This is a genomic window from Shinella sp. 838 (genome assembly GCF_029623935.1).
In the GTDB taxonomy this organism is placed as follows: Bacteria; Pseudomonadota; Alphaproteobacteria; order Rhizobiales; family Rhizobiaceae; genus Shinella.
In genome coordinates this window covers 44,782-62,209 of the sequence record NZ_JARSBQ010000004.1, presented here as the reverse complement: position 1 = coordinate 62,209, position 17,428 = coordinate 44,782, and the positions used below count along the sequence as shown (strand labels likewise).

Below are 17,428 nucleotides of genomic sequence, written 5' to 3'. Positions count from 1 at the left end.
GGGGCAGATCGCCGGTAAAGCTCTCGGCGACTGCCAAGCCCGCGCACCGGAGGATGCCATGAACGACAACAATGTTCTGAAATTCGAACGCCGGAAGCCGCAGCAGGAAAACAAGAACACTCCGAAGGCGCCGCAACCGAAAAAGGGCCTCATCTGGATAGCCGTTCTCGCGGTGATCGTCCTTGTCTGGGCCTATTACCAGTTCATCGCGCCACAGACGCTGTAAGCGGGCGGGACCGATCGTCGAAGGAGGCCCCAATGGCGCACGGAGAAAATCCCCTCGACAAGGATATCGACACCATCGGCGGCGCCTGCCACTGCGGCTCCGTCCGCTTCCGAGTTCGCCTTGCAAATGGGCTGCACAGCGCGCGCCGTTGCTCCTGTTCCTATTGCCGCATGCGCGGCGCCATCGCGGTTTCCGCCAATCTCTCCGACATCGCCATCGAGGAGGGCGAGGAGCTGCTTACCCTCTACCAGTTCAACACGAAGACAGCGAAACACTACTTCTGCGCACGCTGCGGCATCTATATCCACCACCAGCGCCGCTCCAACCCTGAGCAATACGGCGTCAACGTCGCCTGCCTCGAGGGCATCAGCCCCTTCGATTTTTCCGAAATTCCAGTCAACGACGGCGTCTCGCATCCATCCGACAGGCCAGCCGGAAGCGGCCCAAGCCTTGCGGGCGTGTTGCGGTTCATTCCGGCTGATGAGTCCGAGCCCTAAGAGACCGGCAAACGATCACATAAGCTTAATTATGGAACGCAAATACAGGCAGCGCCCCGGCGCATCCGGGGCGCTGTAACCGTCAAGCGGCCCTGCGCTTGCGGAACGGCCCGTGGGGGATTTCCGGCGGGGCGAAGCTTTCGGCGCTGGCACGGTCCCAGCGGTCGTGCCAGTCGGCCAGTTCCGGAATTTCCGAGCCGGAGACGAGAAAGCCCTCGGGCAGATAGGGATAGGCCTCGTTGCCGTCGAGGAACTCGTTGTCCTTCTGCCGGAACATGAAGTGGTAAGGCATGAAATCGCTCGGATCGCCAAGGCCGGCGGCACCGGCGATCTCGCCCAGCGCATGCATGGTATTGCGATGGAACCGCGCGACGCGATCGCTCTTGTCGCCAAGATCGATCGCGCGCTGACGCACGGGGTCCTGGGTGGCGATGCCGACCGGACAGCGATTGGTGTGACAGGACTGCGCCTGGATGCAGCCGATGGCAAACATGAAGCCGCGCGCGGCGTTGCACCAGTCCGCGCCAAGGGCCAGCGTGCGGGCAATGTCGAAGGCGGAGACGATCTTGCCCGCCGCGCCGATGCGGACCTGGTTGCGGATGCCTGCGCCGCGCAGCGTGTTGTGCACGAAGGTCAACCCCTCGAGCATCGGCATCCCGACGCGGTTTGCGAACTCCACCGGGGCGGCGCCCGTTCCGCCCTCCGCACCGTCGACCACGATGAAATCGGGAACGATGCCCGTTTGAAGCATGGCCTTGACCATGCTCATGAACTCACGGCGATGACCGATGCACAGCTTGAAGCCGACCGGCTTTCCGCCGGAGAGCTCACGCAGCTGCCCGACGAACCGCATCAGGCCGATCGGGGTCGAGAATGTGCTGTGCGCAGCCGGTGAAATGCAGTCGATACCCATCGGAATGCCACGGGCCTCCGCGATTTCCGGCGAGATCTTCGAGGCCGGCAGCATGCCGCCATGGCCGGGCTTTGCCCCCTGGCTCAGCTTGATCTCGATCATCTTGATCTGGGGATCGGCAGAAAGCTGGGCGAATTTTTCAGGCGAAAAGCGGCCATTCTCGCCGCGGCAGCCGAAATAGCCGGATGCGACCTGATAGATCAGATCGCCCCCGCCCTGCCGGTGGTAGCGGCTGATGCTGCCCTCCCCCGTATCATGCGCGAAGCCGCCCTTGCGCGCGCCGGTGTTGAGGGCGAGGATGGCATTGCCCGAGAGCGAACCGAAGCTCATGGCCGAGATGTTGTAGAGGCTGGCTTCATAGAGCTGCCGGCAGGCCGGCCCACCGACGCGCACGCGGAAGTCCGTGTCCGCAATGGCGACCGGCGTCGCGGAATGGGTGAGCCAAGCATAGCCGGAACCGTAGACATTCTCGATCGTGCCGAACGGCCGCTTGTCCTCCACCCCCTTGGCGCGCTGATAGACGAGACCGCGGTCCTGCCGGTTGAACGGGACTGCGTCATTGTCGCTTTCGATGATGTACTGGCGGATTTCCGGCCGGATGCTCTCCAGCAGGAAGCGCAGATGCCCGACCACCGGATAGTTGCGCAGGATCGCGTGCCTGTGCTGGCGCAGATCGTGAATGCCGAGAAGGAACAACGCACCGCAGGCCGCGGCGACGAGGAACAGCCAGCCGCTATAGAGCAGCGCGCCGCCGAGGGAGGCGAATGCAGCCACCCCGACAAGGAAGAACACTGCATAACGCTGGTTGGAAACGAGGGCCTTTACCATATGTCTGGTCCGAAAATCGCTGGTATCGTGGGGAGATCGATGTGATCGGGGCGTTCGAGGAAGAGATGCGGCGAACGACGCCACCATGCCGGTACCACATCTTTGTGTCAGCAGATGTTTACCGGACGGTAAAGGCAATCGTTCGCCGCGCCTCACGTCACTTGAAGCCTGCGCCCGCCAGCTTCTCTGTCAGCACAGCGCGATCCTCGATGGATTGCAGGCGCACCGTCAGGGCCGTGCTCTTCACCGGAACCTGCGGCGGCAGGGAGAAAGCGATGCCCGGCAGGTTTTCCGCCGCCCACTGCCTGAAACGGGGCAGCTTGTTCGGACCGCTGATGGGGAAGGTGTGACTATATCGAAAGCTCATATCTGGCTCTTTCTGAACAGGGGCAAGGCGGCGGCACGACGACGCGTCCGGCCTTGCTCCGCAGGTTTTCTTCTTGGGTCGGAAAGCGAAATCCTGGCGCCGCGCTTGCATTTGCAGTTCGCAGCGCCAGGCTCTCAGCAGTCGGCGCCGATCCTGCGGAAAGGGCGTGAGGAACCACGGCGGCGGGCGAGACGGAGCGAAACCATCGGCTCCCTCACCGTTCGCCGGTCTGCGGCTCGCCGGGCGGGTACGTCCACCCGGCAAGTGGACCGAGCGACCGCAGCGCTTCCGAGGAGGCGTCGAGCGACCGCACGAAGGCGGCAAGCTCCGTGTCGTCGAGACGTTCGGCCGCCGCGGTGAGGGAAAACCAGCGCCGCTGCCTTTGCCCCTTCTCGCGCCAATGGCTCAGCGTGCCGCGCACCTTCATGCCGAACACCGTGACGCGGCAGGAAACCTCCGAGCCGTCATCCAGTGCCTTCCAGTAGCGATAGGAGGTCACAGGCGAAGGAGAGATATCGCCGATGATGCCAGCCTCCTCAAAGGCCTCGCGGGAGGCCGCGGCCGCGGCCGATCGCCCTTTCATCGGCCATCCCTTGGGCACGATCCACCGCCCACGCCGGCGCGAGGTGATGAGCAACATCTTCGGCTCGCCATCGCGCCGCAGGCGCCAGGGGAGCACCCCGACCTGCTGCAGTTCATCGCAGTGACCGGCCTCGGGGGCGGGAACGCTGGTGCGTGTCTTGCCTCTCATCATGCCCTCCCCTCGCCGCGCAGGAAGAAGACCGTCGCGCCGGGCCCGTGGCGGGCGCCGCAGGCAGAGCGGACGAGAATGGGCGCCTTGCACCAGGGGCAACGGCTGGCTGCGCGCGGCAGGCGCCGGTCGCAGGTGAGGCAGGTTTTCAGGGAATGAGACGTGGACATGGAAACGCTCCATCGGAACGCCACAAGGGCGAGACGACATGAACCGCACTGTTGGATTGTGGGGTTCCCGGAGCGGCGGGATTTGCGGCGGCGTTACAGGGTCAAGACAGCCGGCTCCGGGTCAGGGAGCGCGCTTGATCGCGAAACCTCGAAATTCTGGCGGGCGTTTCCATAGTCATAGCCTGCACTTGGCCGTTCAATGCGGCAAATTCAAGAGGGTGCGTCCTTCTGCAGCATGCCACGGCGCACGACAGCAACGCCGACAACGAAGCATCACGATGCTGGACAGAACAGAAAAAACCCGTCCTGCCCAAGCCTCACAGCGTCGGAAAATGGCAGGCCACCTTACGGCCATTGCCATGCGCCTGCGCCTCGGGCCGCTCCGTCCGGCAGCGGTCCTTCGCGATCGGACAGCGTGGATGGAAGCGGCAGCCGGAGGGCGGGTTGAGCGGGCTTGGCACGTCGCCGGTAAGGAGGATGCGTCTGCGCGCGCCGCTCGGCGTCGTCTCGACGATCGGAACCGCCGAGATCAGCGCCTGGCTGTAGGGGTGGGCCGGCGCAGAGAAGACCTCCTCGGCAGGTCCCTCCTCGACCACGGACCCCAGATACATGACCGCGATGCGGGTCGAGACCTGGCGCACCACCGAGAGGTCATGGGCAATGAAGATATAGGTGAGGCCAAGCTTTTCCTGGAGATCGGCAAGCAGGTTGACGATCTGCGCCTGTACCGAGACGTCGAGTGCGGAAACAGGTTCATCCAGCACGACGAGATCGGGATTGAGGGCGATGGCGCGTGCGATACCGACACGCTGGCGCTGGCCGCCGGAGAATTCGTGCGGATAGCGCCCGACATGGTCCGGCAGGAGGCCGACGATGTCGAAAAGTTCGGCAACCCGCTTGTCGATCTCGCTAGAGGAGAGTTTCGTGTGGATACGCAGCGGCTCGGCGACGAGATCGCCGACGCGCCGGCGCGGGTTCAGCGAGGCGGACGGATCCTGGAAAACCATCTGCAGGCGGCGGCGCAGCGGGCGCAGCTCCCGCAGCGACCGGGCGGTGATGTCCTCGCCCTCGAACAGGAGCTTGCCGTCGGAGACCTCGTAAAGCCGCACCAAACAGCGCGCCAATGTGGACTTGCCGCATCCCGACTCCCCGACAAGGCCGAGCGTCTCCCCGCGCCGGACCGTCAGCGAGACGTTGTCGACCGCGTGTACCGTCCGTCTTCCCTCCGCGGAAAACCGCGTGCCGATCGAAAAGCGCTTTCCGAGCGCGCGGGTTTCGAGGATCGGCTGTTCGGTGTCTGTCATTGCAGTGCTCATGCTTGCACCTCCCGGAGGCACGCCGCCGCGTGCGGGCCGGCTGGAAGGGCAGGTTTTTCGGTGAGGCAGGGCTCGTAGCGCAGCGGACAGCGAGGGCCGAAGGCGCAGCCCTGCGGCAGGCGCAGCAACGAGGGCGGTGAGCCGGGAATGGCCGGCAGGCGGTGGGGCTTCTCGCCGGTCAGCGGCGGGATCGAGCCGAGCAGGGCTCGCGTATAGGGGTGGCGCGGATCGGAGAACAACGCAGCACGGCTGCCGCGCTCCACCACCCGGCCGGCATACATCACCATCACCCGGTCGGCGAGCTCGGAGACCACGCCCATGTCATGCGTGATGAAGACGACGGCGGAGTTGTGGGTGGCCCGCAGCTTGCGCACAAGATCGAGAATGCCGGCCTGCACGGTGACGTCGAGCGCTGTGGTCGGCTCGTCGGCGACGAGCAGGGCCGGATTGCAGGAGAGCGCCATGGCGATCACCGCGCGCTGGCGCATCCCGCCGGAAAGCTGGTGCGGATAGCGCGACATCGCTTCGCGCGGATTGGGGAAGTTCACCTCGGCAAGCAGCGCCTCCACCCGCTCCAGCGCCTTTGCCTTGCTGATCGCCTCGTGGGCGCGGATCTGCTCGGCTATCTGCCAGCCGATCGTATAGACCGGCGTCAGAGCGGTCATCGGATCCTGGAAGATCATGGCGATCTCCCGGCCGCGCAGGCGCCGGAGTTCTCGCGCCGGCAGGCCGACAAGCTCGCGGCCCTTGTAGCGGATGGAGCCTTCGATCGTGGCGTTGGGATCGGTGATGAGCCCCATCACCGCCAGAAGCGAGACGGTTTTGCCCGAACCCGATTCGCCGACGACGCCGAGAATCTCGCCCTCGTCGAGATCGAAGGAAACGCCGTCGATGGCCCGCACCAGGCCGTCTTCGGTGCGGAACGACACCCTGAGGTCGCGCACGGAAAGCATCATGACGTCCTCACGCGGGGATCGAGAAGGATATAGACGAAATCGACCACCGCATTGGCGATGACCACGAACATCGAGGCATACATCACCGTCGCCATGATCATCGGCAGGTCGAGATTCTGCATCGCGTCATAGGTGAGCTTGCCAATGCCGTTGAGGCCGAAGACCACTTCGGTGAGAAGCGCCGAACCGCCGACCAGCGCGCCGAAATCGAGGCCGAACAGGGTGACGAAGGAGATCAGCGAGGTCCGCAGCCCGTGGCGCAGCAGGATGCGCGTCTCCGACAGACCCTTGGCCCGGGCGGTGCGGACGAAATCCTCCTGCATGGATTCGATGATCGCCGCGCGCAGCACGCGCCCATAGATACCGATATAGAGCACGGCGAGCGTGATCCACGGAATGACGAGGGTGAGGAACCAGCCCTTCGGATCGCTCGTCAGCGGCTTGTAGCCGAGCGGCGGCACCCAGGAGAACAGCCAGGTATCGTGATAGCGGCTCTGGGTGATGAGGTTCATCACCTCGCCCAGCCAGTACACCGGCATGGAGATGCCGATGAGACCGAGCGCCATCAGGAGCTTGTCGAGCCAGCTGTCGCGTGTCGCCGCGGCGATGACGCCGATGGCGACGGAGACGACCACCCAGAGGAAGGCCGCGCCGAAGACCAGCGACAGCGTGACGGGGATGGCGTCGAAGACGGCGGGAACGACCTTCCAGCCGCGGTTGACGAAGGAGGTAAGGTCGCCGGTGATGAAGATCTTCTGCATCATCAGGCCGTACTGCACGTAGAGCGGCCGGTCGAAACCGAAGGAATGGCGCACCGCTTCCAGCACCTCGGGTGAGGCATTACGGCCGGCAATGCGTGCAGCGGGATCGGAACCGGGCGTGGCGAAGAAGATCAGGAAGACGATGACCGAGATGCCGAACATCACGAACAGCATCTGACCGAAGCGGCGAAGGATGGCGTAGATCATCAGGTGCGCCCCAGCCGGACCTTCGAGCGCGGATCCAGCGCATCGCGCAGGCCGTCGCCGAAAACGTTGAGAACCATGACGGACAGGGCAATCGTAAGGCCCGGCGCAAGCGCCACGAGCGGGCGGGTATAGAGCAGCGCCTGCCCGTCCTGGATGATGGTGCCCCAGCTTGCCGCTGGCGGCTGCACGCCGATCGACAGGAACGAGAGCGCCGATTCCGTCAGCATGTTCAGCGCCATCATCAGCGGCACGAAGACGATGAGCGTGGTCGTGATGTTCGGCTGGATGTCGCGCAGCAGGATGCGCCAGCCGGGCACGCCGAGATTGATGGCGGCAAGCACGAATTCGCTGTTGCGCAGCGAAAGCACCTGGCCGCGGATGGGACGGGCCACATAGGGCACATAGACGATGCCGATGATGATGACCGGTAACCACAGCGACCCGGACTCAATGAGGATCGGTCCGATCGAGATGCCGGCGGTGATGGTCACGATGGAAAGAGAGATCGCCAGCAGATAGATCGGGAAGGCCCAGAGGATGTCGAGCAGGCGCGACAGGATCGTGTCGGTGACGCCACCGAAATAGCCGGCAACGAGCCCGGCTGCCGTTCCGACGATCAGCGTGAAGACCGTGGCGGCCGCCGCGATCATCAGCGAGTTGAGCCCGCCGTAGAGCAGGCGCGCCATGACGTCACGGCCCTGGCTGTCCGCGCCAAGGAAGTAGTTGCCGAGCTCCCAGGTGGGGCCGATCGGCGTATAGCCGAGGCCGAGCCCCTCCGTCGAGGCCTCCATGACCGGAACCTCGACGCCGTCGACCATGATGACGGCATCGAGCGTCGAGGTGAACGGATCCACGCCCGCCCAACGCGCATAGAGCGGCGCGCTGAGACAGGAAAGGACGATGAGCAGAAACACCGTCAGGGACGCGATGGCGGCCCTGTTGCGCCTCAAACGCACGAAAGCGAGGGCCCAAGGCCCTCGCGTCCCGCGCTGCACGGCAACGACTTCATTCGACACGCAGCTTTCCTCCGCCGGGTCTTACTGTACCCACGACTGGGTGATCATCCAGTCGAACTGGCGGTTGAACTTGAAGTTACCAACGCGCTTGCTGACGAAATCGAGCCGCTTCGGCGTGAAGAGACCGATGGCCGGCGCCTGGTCGGTGACTTCCTTGTCGATCTCGCTCCACAGCGCATCGGCGGCCGCCTGGTCGGTGACGCCGAGGTCCATCGCCTTCTGCATCTTGGCATCGATATCCTTGTTGCAGAAGCCCGCGATATTGATCGAGGCATCCGAGCCTTCGCGGAAGGAGGCGCAGCCGAACAGGATGTTCAGGAAATTGGATGCCGCCGGGTAGTCCTTATACCACTGGCTCACCGACATCTGCACCTTGTTGTTGGTGTTCTGGATATAGGTGAACTGGATGTTGGCGGAGATCGGCTTGACGTCGGCAACGTAGCCGATGCTGGTCAGGACGCTCTGCAGATAGACGCCGATGGAGCGCGAAACGGCCGTGTCCTCGACGATGACGGTGACCTTCTGGCCCTTGGTGCCCGACTCCTCGACAAGCTGCTTGGCCTTCTCGACATCAGGTGCCGACCACTTCGCGCCCGGATCCTTCGTGTAGGGGCAATAGTCCACATGGCCGGGGAAGTCCGGCGGCAGGATCTGGCAGACCGGCGAAGCGAGAACCTTGCCGCCAAAGAGTTTTACCAGCGTGTTGCGGTCGATCGCGAAGGAAACGGCCTGGCGGGCCTTCAGATTGTCGAAGGGGGCAAGGCGCGTGTTGAGCGGCGCGTACCACCAGGCCGAAAGCGGCGCGATGTGCAGCTGCTCCATATATTTGGTGCCGACTTCGGCAAGACGGTCGCTCGGCAGGGAATCGAACATCCAGTCGGCCTCGCCGTTCTGGATCGCCGTCACCGCCGCCTCCTCGGAAAGGCCGAAATCGTACTGCACGACATCGGGATAACCGTCGGGCTGGGCGTCCTCGCTCCACTGCTTGAAGTGCGGGTTGCGCGTGACGGTCATGCCCTTGTTGGGGTCGAAGGCGGAGATCGTATAGGGACCGGTGCTCGGGATCGGCACGGGACCCATGTCCTCGGCGGGCGTATCCGCCGGCAGCGTCACGGCATGCGGCAGGGCGAGCTTGTAGAGGAATTCGGCGTCCGGCTTCGTCAGGTTGATGGTGATCGTGCCGGCGGCTTCGTCCCCCACCACGCCGCCTTCCAGCGTGCAGCTCTTGGTGTCGGCAAGGCATTTGTCGGCGCCGACGATGCCTGCGTAGAAGGTGCCGGATGTCGGGCCGGAGACCTTGAAGATGCGCTGGAACGACGCGACCACATCCTTCACGCCGACTTCCTGGCCGGTGGAGAACTTGATGCCCTTGCGCAGCTTGAAGGCGAAGGTCTTGCCGTCGTTGCTCACCTCCGGCAGCGCCTCGGCGAGATCGGCAACGACGGTGAAGCCGTCCATGCCCTCGGCCTTGCGGAAGGTGACGAGGCCGTCATAGATCGGCTGGTACATCTGCCAGCCCTGGGAGGTGTAGTTGATGTGCGGGTCGAGCGTACCGGCCGCCGAGCGGGCGAGCAGCCGCATGGTGCCACCGCGGTGTTCCTGAAGGTATTCGGCGTTGGCCGGGGCCAGCGATGCGCCGGCGATGAGTGCGACGGCCGATGCCGTCAGAAGCAGTTTCTTCATGTTCGATCCCCTTTTCTCTCTGTTTCTACCTGTCATGCTGATTGAGAAAATCTCCCACCACCCGCATGCAGTCGTCCTGTTCCTCGACATGCGGCATGTGGCTGGAATGCTCGAATATCTCCCACCGCGCACCCTTGATGCCGTCCTTGAAGGGCTGCACGGTCGCAGGCGTGGCTTCGTCATGGCGCCCGGAGAGGATCAGCGTCGGCGTGTCGATGGCCGGCAGGCGGTCGATGATGCTCCAGGTCTTCAGCGTGCCGATGACGTGGAATTCGTTCGGCCCGTTCATCAGCGTGTAGACGGTCGGGTTGCGCGCGGCCTGCTCGAAGCTCGCCGTCACCTCCGGCGGGAACGGCACGACGCGACAGACATGCCGTTCGTAGAAGGCCATCGTTGCCGCCTGGTAATCAGGATGGTCCGTCGTGCCCGCCGCCTCGTGCCGCGTCAACGTGTCCTGCACGTCCCCAGGCAGGTCGGCGCGCAGCCGGTTCGCCTCCGCGACCCAGAGCGTCATGGAGGCGGGTGAATTGGCAATGGTCAGCGAGGCAAGCCCCTTCGGGCGCAGCACGGCGTATTCGGCGCCCAGCATGCCGCCCCAGCTCTGGCCGAGCACATGGAACCCACCCCGGATGCCGAGGTGGTCGACGAGGTTTTCCAGTTCGTCGATGAAGAGCTGCGGCGTCCAGAAGTCCGCGCCCTTCTCCGGCAGGAGGGTGGAGTTGCCGCATCCGAGCTGGTCGTAGTGGATGACGGCCCGGCCGTCGCGGGCAAGCAGCTTGTAGGCGTCGACATAGTTGTGCGCGACGCCCGGCCCGCCGTGCAGGATCACCACTGGCAGCTTGTCGCCAGCGAGGTCACCGCTGATGCGATACCAGGTTTCGTACCCCCTGAACGGCGCTCGCCCCTCGGTGCTGTTGATCGTCGACGACATTCCCATTCCTTTCCCGGACATTCAGGCGCCTTTCCGGCCGACCTGAACCCACTCTTCCAGCATCTGCACGCCAAAGGCCGTCGCCCCCTGCCGGCCGAGCGGCCGGTCCTCGCCCGCCAGTTCCTTGCCGGCGATGTCGAGATGCACCCAGGGGCGATCCTCGGTGAAATGGCGCAGGAAAGCCGCTGCATAGGGCGCGTCGCCATCTTCCATGTCCTTGGCGTGATGGCGCAGGTCCGCCAATGGCGATTTAAGACCCTCGTCATAGGCCCGGTCGAGCGGCATGCGCCAGAAACGCTCGCCGACCGTTTCGCCGGCAGCGATCATCTCGGCGGCAACCGTGTCGTCGGTGCTGAACAGGCCGGCAAAGATCGAGCCGAGGCCGCGCATCACCGAATAGGTCAGCGTCGCGAGATCGACAATGACGGAGGGTTCGAAACGCGTCGCCGTATAATAGAGACAGTCGGCGAGGATCAGGCGCCCCTCCGCGTCCGTGTCGAAGACTTCGACGGTCTGGCCGGAGAGGGTGGGAATGATCTCGCGCGGCTTTAGCGAATGGCCGGACGGGAGGTTTTCGGCAATGCCGAGCACACCGACGGCATGCACCGGGCTCTTCTGCCGGGCGAGCGACAGGAGCAGACCGACGACCGCCGCCGCCCCGGCCATGTCGGCCTTCATGTCGAACATCTGCGCGCCGCCCTTGATGCAGAGCCCGCCGGAATCGAAGCAGACGCCCTTGCCGACGAAGGCGAGCGGCTGGTCGCCCGAGCCTTCGCCGCGATAGCGCAGCACCGCGAGCCGCGGTGGCCGCACCGACCCCGCGCCGACCGCAAGCAGCGCGTCTGCGCCAAGTTCCTTCAGCGCGGCGGCATCGAGCACTTCGACGTCGATGCCGGCCTCGCGCAGCGGCTCCAGATGCGCGGCAAAACTGTCGGGATGCAGATGGTTCGGCGGCAGATTGACCAGCGTGCGGGCATATTCGACGCCATCAGCCACGGCATTGGCGCGGACAAGCGCCGCATCCAGGGCAGCTTTTTGTGCGCCGACCAGCCGCAGCCGCCAGACAGTGTCAACCTCGGCCACCGGCTTCCTGTTGCGAAGGTCGAAACGGTAGCGCCGCAGCCGCAGCCCGAGGGCGATGCGCGCCAGGATCTCCGCTGCTGAAAGCGGCGCGCCGTCGATCCGGTCGAGGAGGATCGTCGCCTCGGCCTCGTCCTTCTCTTCCAGATGCGCGGCAAGCTTCCCGCCGGCTGCCGAAAGGGCAAGCGCCGTCAGGCTCTCCGCCTTGCCGAGGGACAGGACGATGACACGCCGCGTCGATACAGAGGGTGGCGGAACGAGATCGACAACGGCACCGCTTTCGCAAAGCGCCGGTTCAGCGGAACAGGCCCGCGAGAGAATACCGCCCATGGCCGCATCCAGCACGGCTGCACGCGCGCCGAGTGCCTGCCCGGCTGCGTGCAGGATCACGATGACGGAGCTTTCGACGGATATATCGTCTGCCGCGTCGAAGACCGGTGCGGGCGATTGGGGCATCTGGGCGCACTTCCTGTTGCAGCGCCGGTGATCGCCGCAGCCGACACCGCCTGCCCGGGAACGGCTTGCTGCCGACCCGGGCCATGACGGTTACGCCACAAGCCGACCACCGCTGAAGGCGAGATGGTGCCAGAGGCCGAATTACCGTTTCCCCATGGCGACTTAGGACCCTATCTCAAATCGGTACGGGTGAAGGTTCAAGCGTCAATTTCGTCCACATCGATTGACAAAAACTCAGGTGATAATCCATGCTGATTTTATGGCATTACCCTCCCTCAACGGCATGCGCGCATTCGAGGCCGCCGCCCGCCTCGGCAGCATCAAGGATGCAGCGGAAGAACTGCATCTGACGCCCTCGGCCGTCAGCCGGCACATCCGCACGCTGGAAAAGACCCTTGGCCAGGACCTCTTCGAGCGCGGCTTCCGGCAGGTGACGCCGACCATGCGCGGGTCCTACTATGCGCGCAGCCTCTCGGAAGCCTTCGAGGCGATCTGGCGAGCGACGGAGGATGTCAGCTTCTACGACGAGCCGCGCGGCAGCAAGGCCCGGCGCGTCAAGCTGATGTGCGAGCCGACCTTCCTCAATCTCTGGCTGGCGGATCGCCTGCCGGTCTTCCGGCGCCAGCATCCGACCGTCGATCTCGAAATCTCCACCTCCGGCAAGCGGACCAATGTCGATTTCGCCATCGTCGACGAGTTCGTCTACAAGGCCGGCCCGGCCCTGACGATGATGGTGCCGCTGCTGCTGACGCCGGTCTGTGCACCCTCCGTGCTCGAAGGCCCGATCCCGCTGCGCTCACCCGCCGATCTGGTGCACCATCACCTGATCCACGAATGCGAGACCACGCGCTGGAAGCAATGGCTGGAGCGGGAGGGTATCGCCGATGCCCGTCCCCCGTCAGGCTCGACGCTGCATGACTGCACGCTGATCATGCGCGAGGCGATGAACGGCGCGGGCATCGCGCTCGCCGACACGATCATGGCGCAGGATCTCTTGCGCCAGGGCAAGCTGGTCGCCCCGTTCGCCGCCCGCCATGCCTATCCGGCCGGCTACTACCTGCAGCAACGGCGCAGCATCGGCAACAAACCCGGCACGCGCCTTTTCCAGGACTGGTTGTTGGCCGAGGTCGCGGAACACAAGCGCGCAATGGGCATCGAATAGAAACAACCGGGCGCCGGCCGGTCCTGTCACCATGACAAGAACGAGCGTTCTCAACGCCGCGGCGGCCCTCTATGAAACAGGCACCGCATCAGCTGAAGGCTTGCTTCAATGACATCCATCGAAATGATCGTCGCCGCCAGATCCCGCCTGCAGGGCCATGCCCGGCGGACGCCCCTGCTATCCTCTCCCTTCCTGGATGAGATGGCCGGACGACGTGTCTTCGTGAAGGCGGAATGCCTGCAGCACACCGGCTCCTTCAAGTTTCGCGGCGGCTGGTCCGCCCTTTCGGGGCTGGAGCCGGACGTGCGCAAGCGCGGGGTGATCGCCTTCTCGTCGGGAAATCATGCCCAGGGCGTCGCTCTCGCCGCCACGCGGCACGGCGTTCCGTCCGTCATCATCATGCCCTCGGATGCCCCGAGGCTGAAGATCGACAACACCCGCGCCTTCGGGGCAGAGGTCGTTCTCTACGACCGCGACAGGGAAGACCGGGACGCCATCGGTGCGCGGCTTTCCGCGGAGCGCGGCCTGACGCTGATCCGGCCCTTCGACGAGCCGCTGGTCATTGCCGGCCAGGGCACGACGGGCCTGGAAATCGCGGAACAGGCGGAAGAGGAAGGCATAACGGCAGCCGACGTGCTGGTGCCCTGCGGCGGCGGCGGGTTGAGTTCAGGCATCGCCCTGGCGCTCGAGGCCACCGCGCCGGGCTTTACCGTGCGTACCTGCGAACCGGAGAATTTCGATGACACCGCACGCTCGCTGGCGGCCGGAGAGGTCGTGCGGAACGCCACGCTGTCGGGCTCGATCTGCGATGCGATCGTCACCCCGGAGCCCGGCAGGATCACCTTCCCCATTCTGAAGCGTCTCGCCGGAGCCGGCATTGCCGTGACGGAAGAGGAGGTCCTTCGCGCGATGGCACTCGCCTTCAAACGGCTGAAGATCATCGTGGAGCCCGGCGGGGCCGTCGCCCTTGCGGCGGCGCTCTTCCACGGTGCTGCGATCAAGGGCGATACCGTGATTGCCGTTACCTCCGGCGGCAATGTCGATACGGATCTGTTCACCGCAGCGCTCCAGCGCTTCGGCTGAAGACACGGCCTTCCATCAAGGCCGTCATAGGGCGTCTGTGCTATCCATGTCCGTCTCCAAAAGACCGCGGACGCCGCTCACGATGGTTTCCGGCAGGACGCGCGATTCCCGGCGCGCAAGGTCGAAATAGACGGAGACGGCCAGCAATTCGGCGCAAAGGTGGCCGTTCGCCTTGTCCAGCAGCCTATGACGGGTGGTGAGCGAGGTGCGCCCGACCTTGACGACGGCGCTGCGGATTTCGAACAGGCTACCGACCGGCAGCTCCCGCCGGAAATCGATCTCGTAGCGGCGGTCCGCCCAGCCCTCCTGCCGCTCGGCGATCCAGGTTGCCGAGTAGCCGGCCGCGGCGATCAGATGCCAGAACGCCTGGTCGAAGGCGGCGATATAATATTGCACGTTCATGTGCCCCATCGCATCGCATTGCGCGGGATAGACGACCCCCTGATAGGTGAGAAGCGGCACGGCGGATCTCCTTTGTCCGTTGAAACCTTTGACGCCCGATGGGCGCATGCAATAGTCGCGGCCCGAAGCATAATTTCAGGGAATGCACATGGCGCGGCAAAGACGGCGTTTCGTCTGGGAAATCGACTGGAACCTGCTCAGGACCTTCATGGTCATCGTGCAGGAACGCGGCCTGACCGCGGCGGGTGAAAAACTCTCCCTCAAGCAGCCGACCGTCAGCAACGCCCTGAAGCGGCTGGAAACCCATATGGGCTGCCGGCTGGTCGAGCGGAACGCCTCGCATTTCGCCGTCACGCCCGCCGGACAGCGGCTGTTCAGCGAATGCATCGCTCTGTTCGAGATCGTCTCCGGCCTGCCGCGGCACACGGAGGAGCAGCCCGGCGACCTGACCGGTCATATCGAGATCGCGCTGGCGAGCCATGTCGTCTGCCCGTTCCTCGACGAGGTGCTGGCCGGTTTTCACACCACATTTCCCCAGGTCACGCTGTCGCTCTCCGTCGCCTCCAGCCAGGAAGTGACGACGGCGGTGCTCAACCGGGACGCCGGTTTCGGCATCTGCCTGATGCAGGAGCGGCATCCGAAACTCGAATATGATGTGCTCTACCGGGAGAGTTTCGGTTATTTCTGCGGCGCACGGCACCCGCTGTTCGGCGCCAAGGACCTGCCGTTGCAGGCGCTGCGCCAGGAGCCCTACGTCTCCTTCAAGACGGACCAGATGTCCGGCGCACTCTGGCCCGTCGCGCTCCTGCGCCAGCAGGAAGGGTTCGAGGGCCAGACCGTCGGCACCTCCTCGCATCTGGAAGAGGTCAAGCGGCTCATCATCGCCGGATTCGGCTTCGGTCCTCTGCCGATCCATGTGGTGGAGGAAGATGTGCGCGTCGGCCGCCTCTGGCGCCTGCCGCCCTATCAGGACCCGCCAGTCATCGACGTTCACCTCGTCTATGACGGCGCGGCCCGCCGCAGCCGGGCCGAGACGATCCTGCTTGCCGAACTGCGCCAGGCGATCGCCACGATACCCTTCGCGCAACGAACCTATCCCGCCTAACCGTTCTTCATACCCAAACCGGTGAGAAAGGCCGTCAGGTTGTCGCCAAGTGCGCCGCAGAGATAGCCGCCCTCCTGTACGACGACGGTCGGCAGATGCAGCGCCCCGATTGCCTCCGCGATGCGCGCAAAGCCCGGCGTCGAGACCGAGAGGCCACCGAACGGATCCTTTTCGAAGGCATCGAGACCGAGCGCCACGACAAGCGCATTCGGCGCGAAGGCCCCGATGCGGCGGATGGCGGCGGCCAGCGCCTCCAGATAGACGTCGTCGCCGGACTTGCGCGGCAGCGGCAGGTTGAAATTGTAGCCGAGACCTAGCCCTTCGCCCCGCTCGTCGGCATGCCCCCAGAAGAAGGGGTAGAAACGCACCGGATCGGCGTGGATCGAGACCGTCAGCACGTCGGCGCGCTCGTAGAACAGGCCCTGCGTGCCGTTGCCGTGGTGCAGGTCCACGTCGAGGATGGCGACGCGTTTAGCTTGCCGCAGCAGGTGCTGCGCGGCGATGCCGGAATTGTTGAAGAAACAGAACCCGCCGGCGACGTCCCGGAAGGCGTGGTGGCCCGGCGGGCGGCAGAGGGCGTAGGACCATCGCTCGCCGGCCATCACCGCTTCGGCGGCGGAAACGGCCGTAGACGCGCTCCAGCGCGCACTCTCGAAGGTGTGTTCGGAGATCGGGCAGGACGTATCGGCCATGTGATAGCCGGCCTGCCCGACCGCTGAGGCGGGATAGCTGCCCGTGCGGGCGATCGGGTGAATGTTGGGGATGACCTCCGCGGAAGCCCCCTCGATACGCTGCCAGCGCTCGTAGATGCGGCTCAGGAAGTCGATATATTCCGGCGTGTGCACAGCAGAAACGGGTGCGAGGCCATGATCCCCAGGCCGCACGATCTCCGTGCCTGCCGCCCGCGCGCCGGCGAGCAGGCGCTCGACGCGTTCCGGTTGCTCCGGGTTCGGCTGCGGCGCGCCGCTGGAGAGGAAGAAGCTCGGATCGTGGCGTTTCTGTTCTTCCGCAAAAAAGGTCTTCATGGATCTCCCTCACCGGCGAATTTGTCGAAATCCGCGCCCTTGATCATGTGGATCTGCTCGCTGCGGGAATGGCGGATCCCGAGGCGATCGTAGACGGCCTGCGCACGCCCATTGTCCACATCGACCGACAGGCGCATGTAGCGCGCACCGTGCGCCCGGCCATTCTGCGCGGTGGCGCGCAGAAGCCGTTCGCCGATCCGCCGTCCGCGAAAGGCATCCGCGACGAAGAGGTCCTGCACATAGAGGCCGGGCTCGCCCATCCAGGTGGAAAAGCTCGGGAAGCTCAGGCACAGGCCGGCGAACGTCGTCCCCACCTCGGCGATCAGCACCTCGAAGGCCGGCGCCTCGCCGAAACCGTGGCGGCACACGTCCTCGACCGTCGAGACGAACTTCGTCTCCGCGCCCATGTCGATGGCCATGGTCCTCAGCGCCGCGTGGATGGTCGCAGCGTCATCGGCGACGGCGAACCGGATCGTGATGTCGTCCTGCATGT

At 64.9% G+C, this 17,428-nt stretch carries 19 protein-coding genes; 5 read left to right on the top strand and 14 right to left on the bottom strand.

Annotation, left to right across the window (positions count from 1 at the left end):
- The first annotated feature begins 58 nt into the window (after positions 1-58).
- Entirely contained in the window at positions 59-226 is a 168-nt protein-coding gene (locus tag P9A16_RS14870) for a hypothetical protein (RefSeq protein WP_023514510.1), read from the top strand.
- A 32-nt stretch (positions 227-258) separates the two neighbouring features.
- Complete coding sequence (locus tag P9A16_RS14865; protein WP_023514509.1) at positions 259-723, top strand: GFA family protein; 465 nt, start codon at positions 259-261, stop codon at positions 721-723.
- An 82-nt stretch (positions 724-805) separates the two neighbouring features.
- Here P9A16_RS14865 and P9A16_RS14860 read toward each other — a convergent pair whose 3' ends face one another.
- From P9A16_RS14860 to P9A16_RS14810, 11 genes are all read right to left on the bottom strand, one after another.
- Positions 806-2,464, bottom strand: a complete 1,659-nt coding sequence (locus tag P9A16_RS14860) for an FMN-binding glutamate synthase family protein (protein ID WP_023514508.1) — start codon at positions 2,462-2,464, stop codon at positions 806-808.
- 157 nt (positions 2,465-2,621) lie between these two features.
- The gene (locus tag P9A16_RS14855) at positions 2,622-2,831 is read right to left on the bottom strand and encodes a hypothetical protein (RefSeq protein ID WP_023514507.1); all 210 of its coding nucleotides are present in this window, start codon (positions 2,829-2,831) and stop codon (positions 2,622-2,624) included.
- A 214-nt stretch (positions 2,832-3,045) separates the two neighbouring features.
- Entirely contained in the window at positions 3,046-3,582 is a 537-nt protein-coding gene (locus P9A16_RS14850) for an NUDIX hydrolase (protein ID WP_023514506.1), read from the bottom strand.
- Entirely contained in the window at positions 3,582-3,752 is a 171-nt protein-coding gene (locus tag P9A16_RS14845; protein WP_023514505.1) for a hypothetical protein, read from the bottom strand. The genes P9A16_RS14850 and P9A16_RS14845 overlap by 1 nt, the downstream gene beginning before the upstream one ends.
- Before the next feature lie 317 nt (positions 3,753-4,069).
- Positions 4,070-5,056, bottom strand: a complete 987-nt coding sequence (locus P9A16_RS14840; protein WP_037409682.1) for an ABC transporter ATP-binding protein — start codon at positions 5,054-5,056, stop codon at positions 4,070-4,072.
- A gap of 8 nt (positions 5,057-5,064) precedes the next feature.
- Positions 5,065-6,024 (bottom strand): ABC transporter ATP-binding protein, encoded by a 960-nt coding sequence (locus tag P9A16_RS14835; RefSeq protein WP_278025747.1) that lies wholly within the window; start codon positions 6,022-6,024, stop codon positions 5,065-5,067.
- Positions 6,021-6,992: an ABC transporter permease gene (locus P9A16_RS14830; RefSeq protein WP_023514502.1), complete on the bottom strand. Its 972-nt coding sequence runs from the start codon at positions 6,990-6,992 to the stop codon at positions 6,021-6,023. Before P9A16_RS14830 ends, P9A16_RS14835 begins: the two co-directional genes overlap by 4 nt.
- Entirely contained in the window at positions 6,992-8,008 is a 1,017-nt protein-coding gene (locus P9A16_RS14825; RefSeq protein ID WP_023514501.1) for an ABC transporter permease, read from the bottom strand. Before P9A16_RS14825 ends, P9A16_RS14830 begins: the two co-directional genes overlap by 1 nt.
- Before the next feature lie 21 nt (positions 8,009-8,029).
- Positions 8,030-9,691 carry an ABC transporter substrate-binding protein gene (locus tag P9A16_RS14820; RefSeq protein WP_278025746.1) on the bottom strand — a complete coding sequence of 554 codons (1,662 nt, stop codon included), beginning with the start codon at positions 9,689-9,691 and terminating at the stop codon, positions 8,030-8,032.
- Positions 9,692-9,716: 25 nt separating this feature from the next.
- The gene (locus P9A16_RS14815) at positions 9,717-10,622 is read right to left on the bottom strand and encodes a proline iminopeptidase-family hydrolase (protein WP_023514499.1); all 906 of its coding nucleotides are present in this window, start codon (positions 10,620-10,622) and stop codon (positions 9,717-9,719) included.
- A gap of 21 nt (positions 10,623-10,643) precedes the next feature.
- On the bottom strand, positions 10,644-12,158 hold the full coding sequence (locus P9A16_RS14810; protein ID WP_023514498.1) for a leucyl aminopeptidase: 1,515 nt from the start codon (positions 12,156-12,158) through the stop codon (positions 10,644-10,646).
- A gap of 259 nt (positions 12,159-12,417) precedes the next feature.
- Here P9A16_RS14810 and P9A16_RS14805 point away from each other — a divergent pair, with 259 nt between their 5' ends.
- Positions 12,418-13,320 (top strand): LysR family transcriptional regulator, encoded by a 903-nt coding sequence (locus tag P9A16_RS14805; protein ID WP_023514497.1) that lies wholly within the window; start codon positions 12,418-12,420, stop codon positions 13,318-13,320.
- 108 nt (positions 13,321-13,428) lie between these two features.
- On the top strand, positions 13,429-14,403 hold the full coding sequence (locus P9A16_RS14800) for a threonine ammonia-lyase (RefSeq protein ID WP_023514496.1): 975 nt from the start codon (positions 13,429-13,431) through the stop codon (positions 14,401-14,403).
- A 24-nt stretch (positions 14,404-14,427) separates the two neighbouring features.
- Here P9A16_RS14800 and P9A16_RS14795 read toward each other — a convergent pair whose 3' ends face one another.
- Positions 14,428-14,865, bottom strand: a complete 438-nt coding sequence (locus tag P9A16_RS14795; protein ID WP_024271648.1) for an acyl-CoA thioesterase — start codon at positions 14,863-14,865, stop codon at positions 14,428-14,430.
- An 88-nt stretch (positions 14,866-14,953) separates the two neighbouring features.
- On the opposite strand from P9A16_RS14795, the gene P9A16_RS14790 reads away from it, so the two are divergent.
- Positions 14,954-15,910: a LysR family transcriptional regulator gene (locus P9A16_RS14790; RefSeq protein WP_278025745.1), complete on the top strand. Its 957-nt coding sequence runs from the start codon at positions 14,954-14,956 to the stop codon at positions 15,908-15,910.
- Here P9A16_RS14790 and P9A16_RS14785 read toward each other — a convergent pair.
- Complete coding sequence (locus tag P9A16_RS14785) at positions 15,907-16,935, bottom strand: histone deacetylase family protein (protein WP_278025744.1); 1,029 nt, start codon at positions 16,933-16,935, stop codon at positions 15,907-15,909. The two genes, P9A16_RS14790 and P9A16_RS14785, sit on opposite strands and share 4 nt — an antisense overlap.
- Positions 16,932-17,426: a GNAT family N-acetyltransferase gene (locus P9A16_RS14780; RefSeq protein WP_023516445.1), complete on the bottom strand. Its 495-nt coding sequence runs from the start codon at positions 17,424-17,426 to the stop codon at positions 16,932-16,934. The genes P9A16_RS14785 and P9A16_RS14780 overlap by 4 nt, the downstream gene beginning before the upstream one ends.
- Positions 17,427-17,428: the final 2 nt, after the last annotated feature.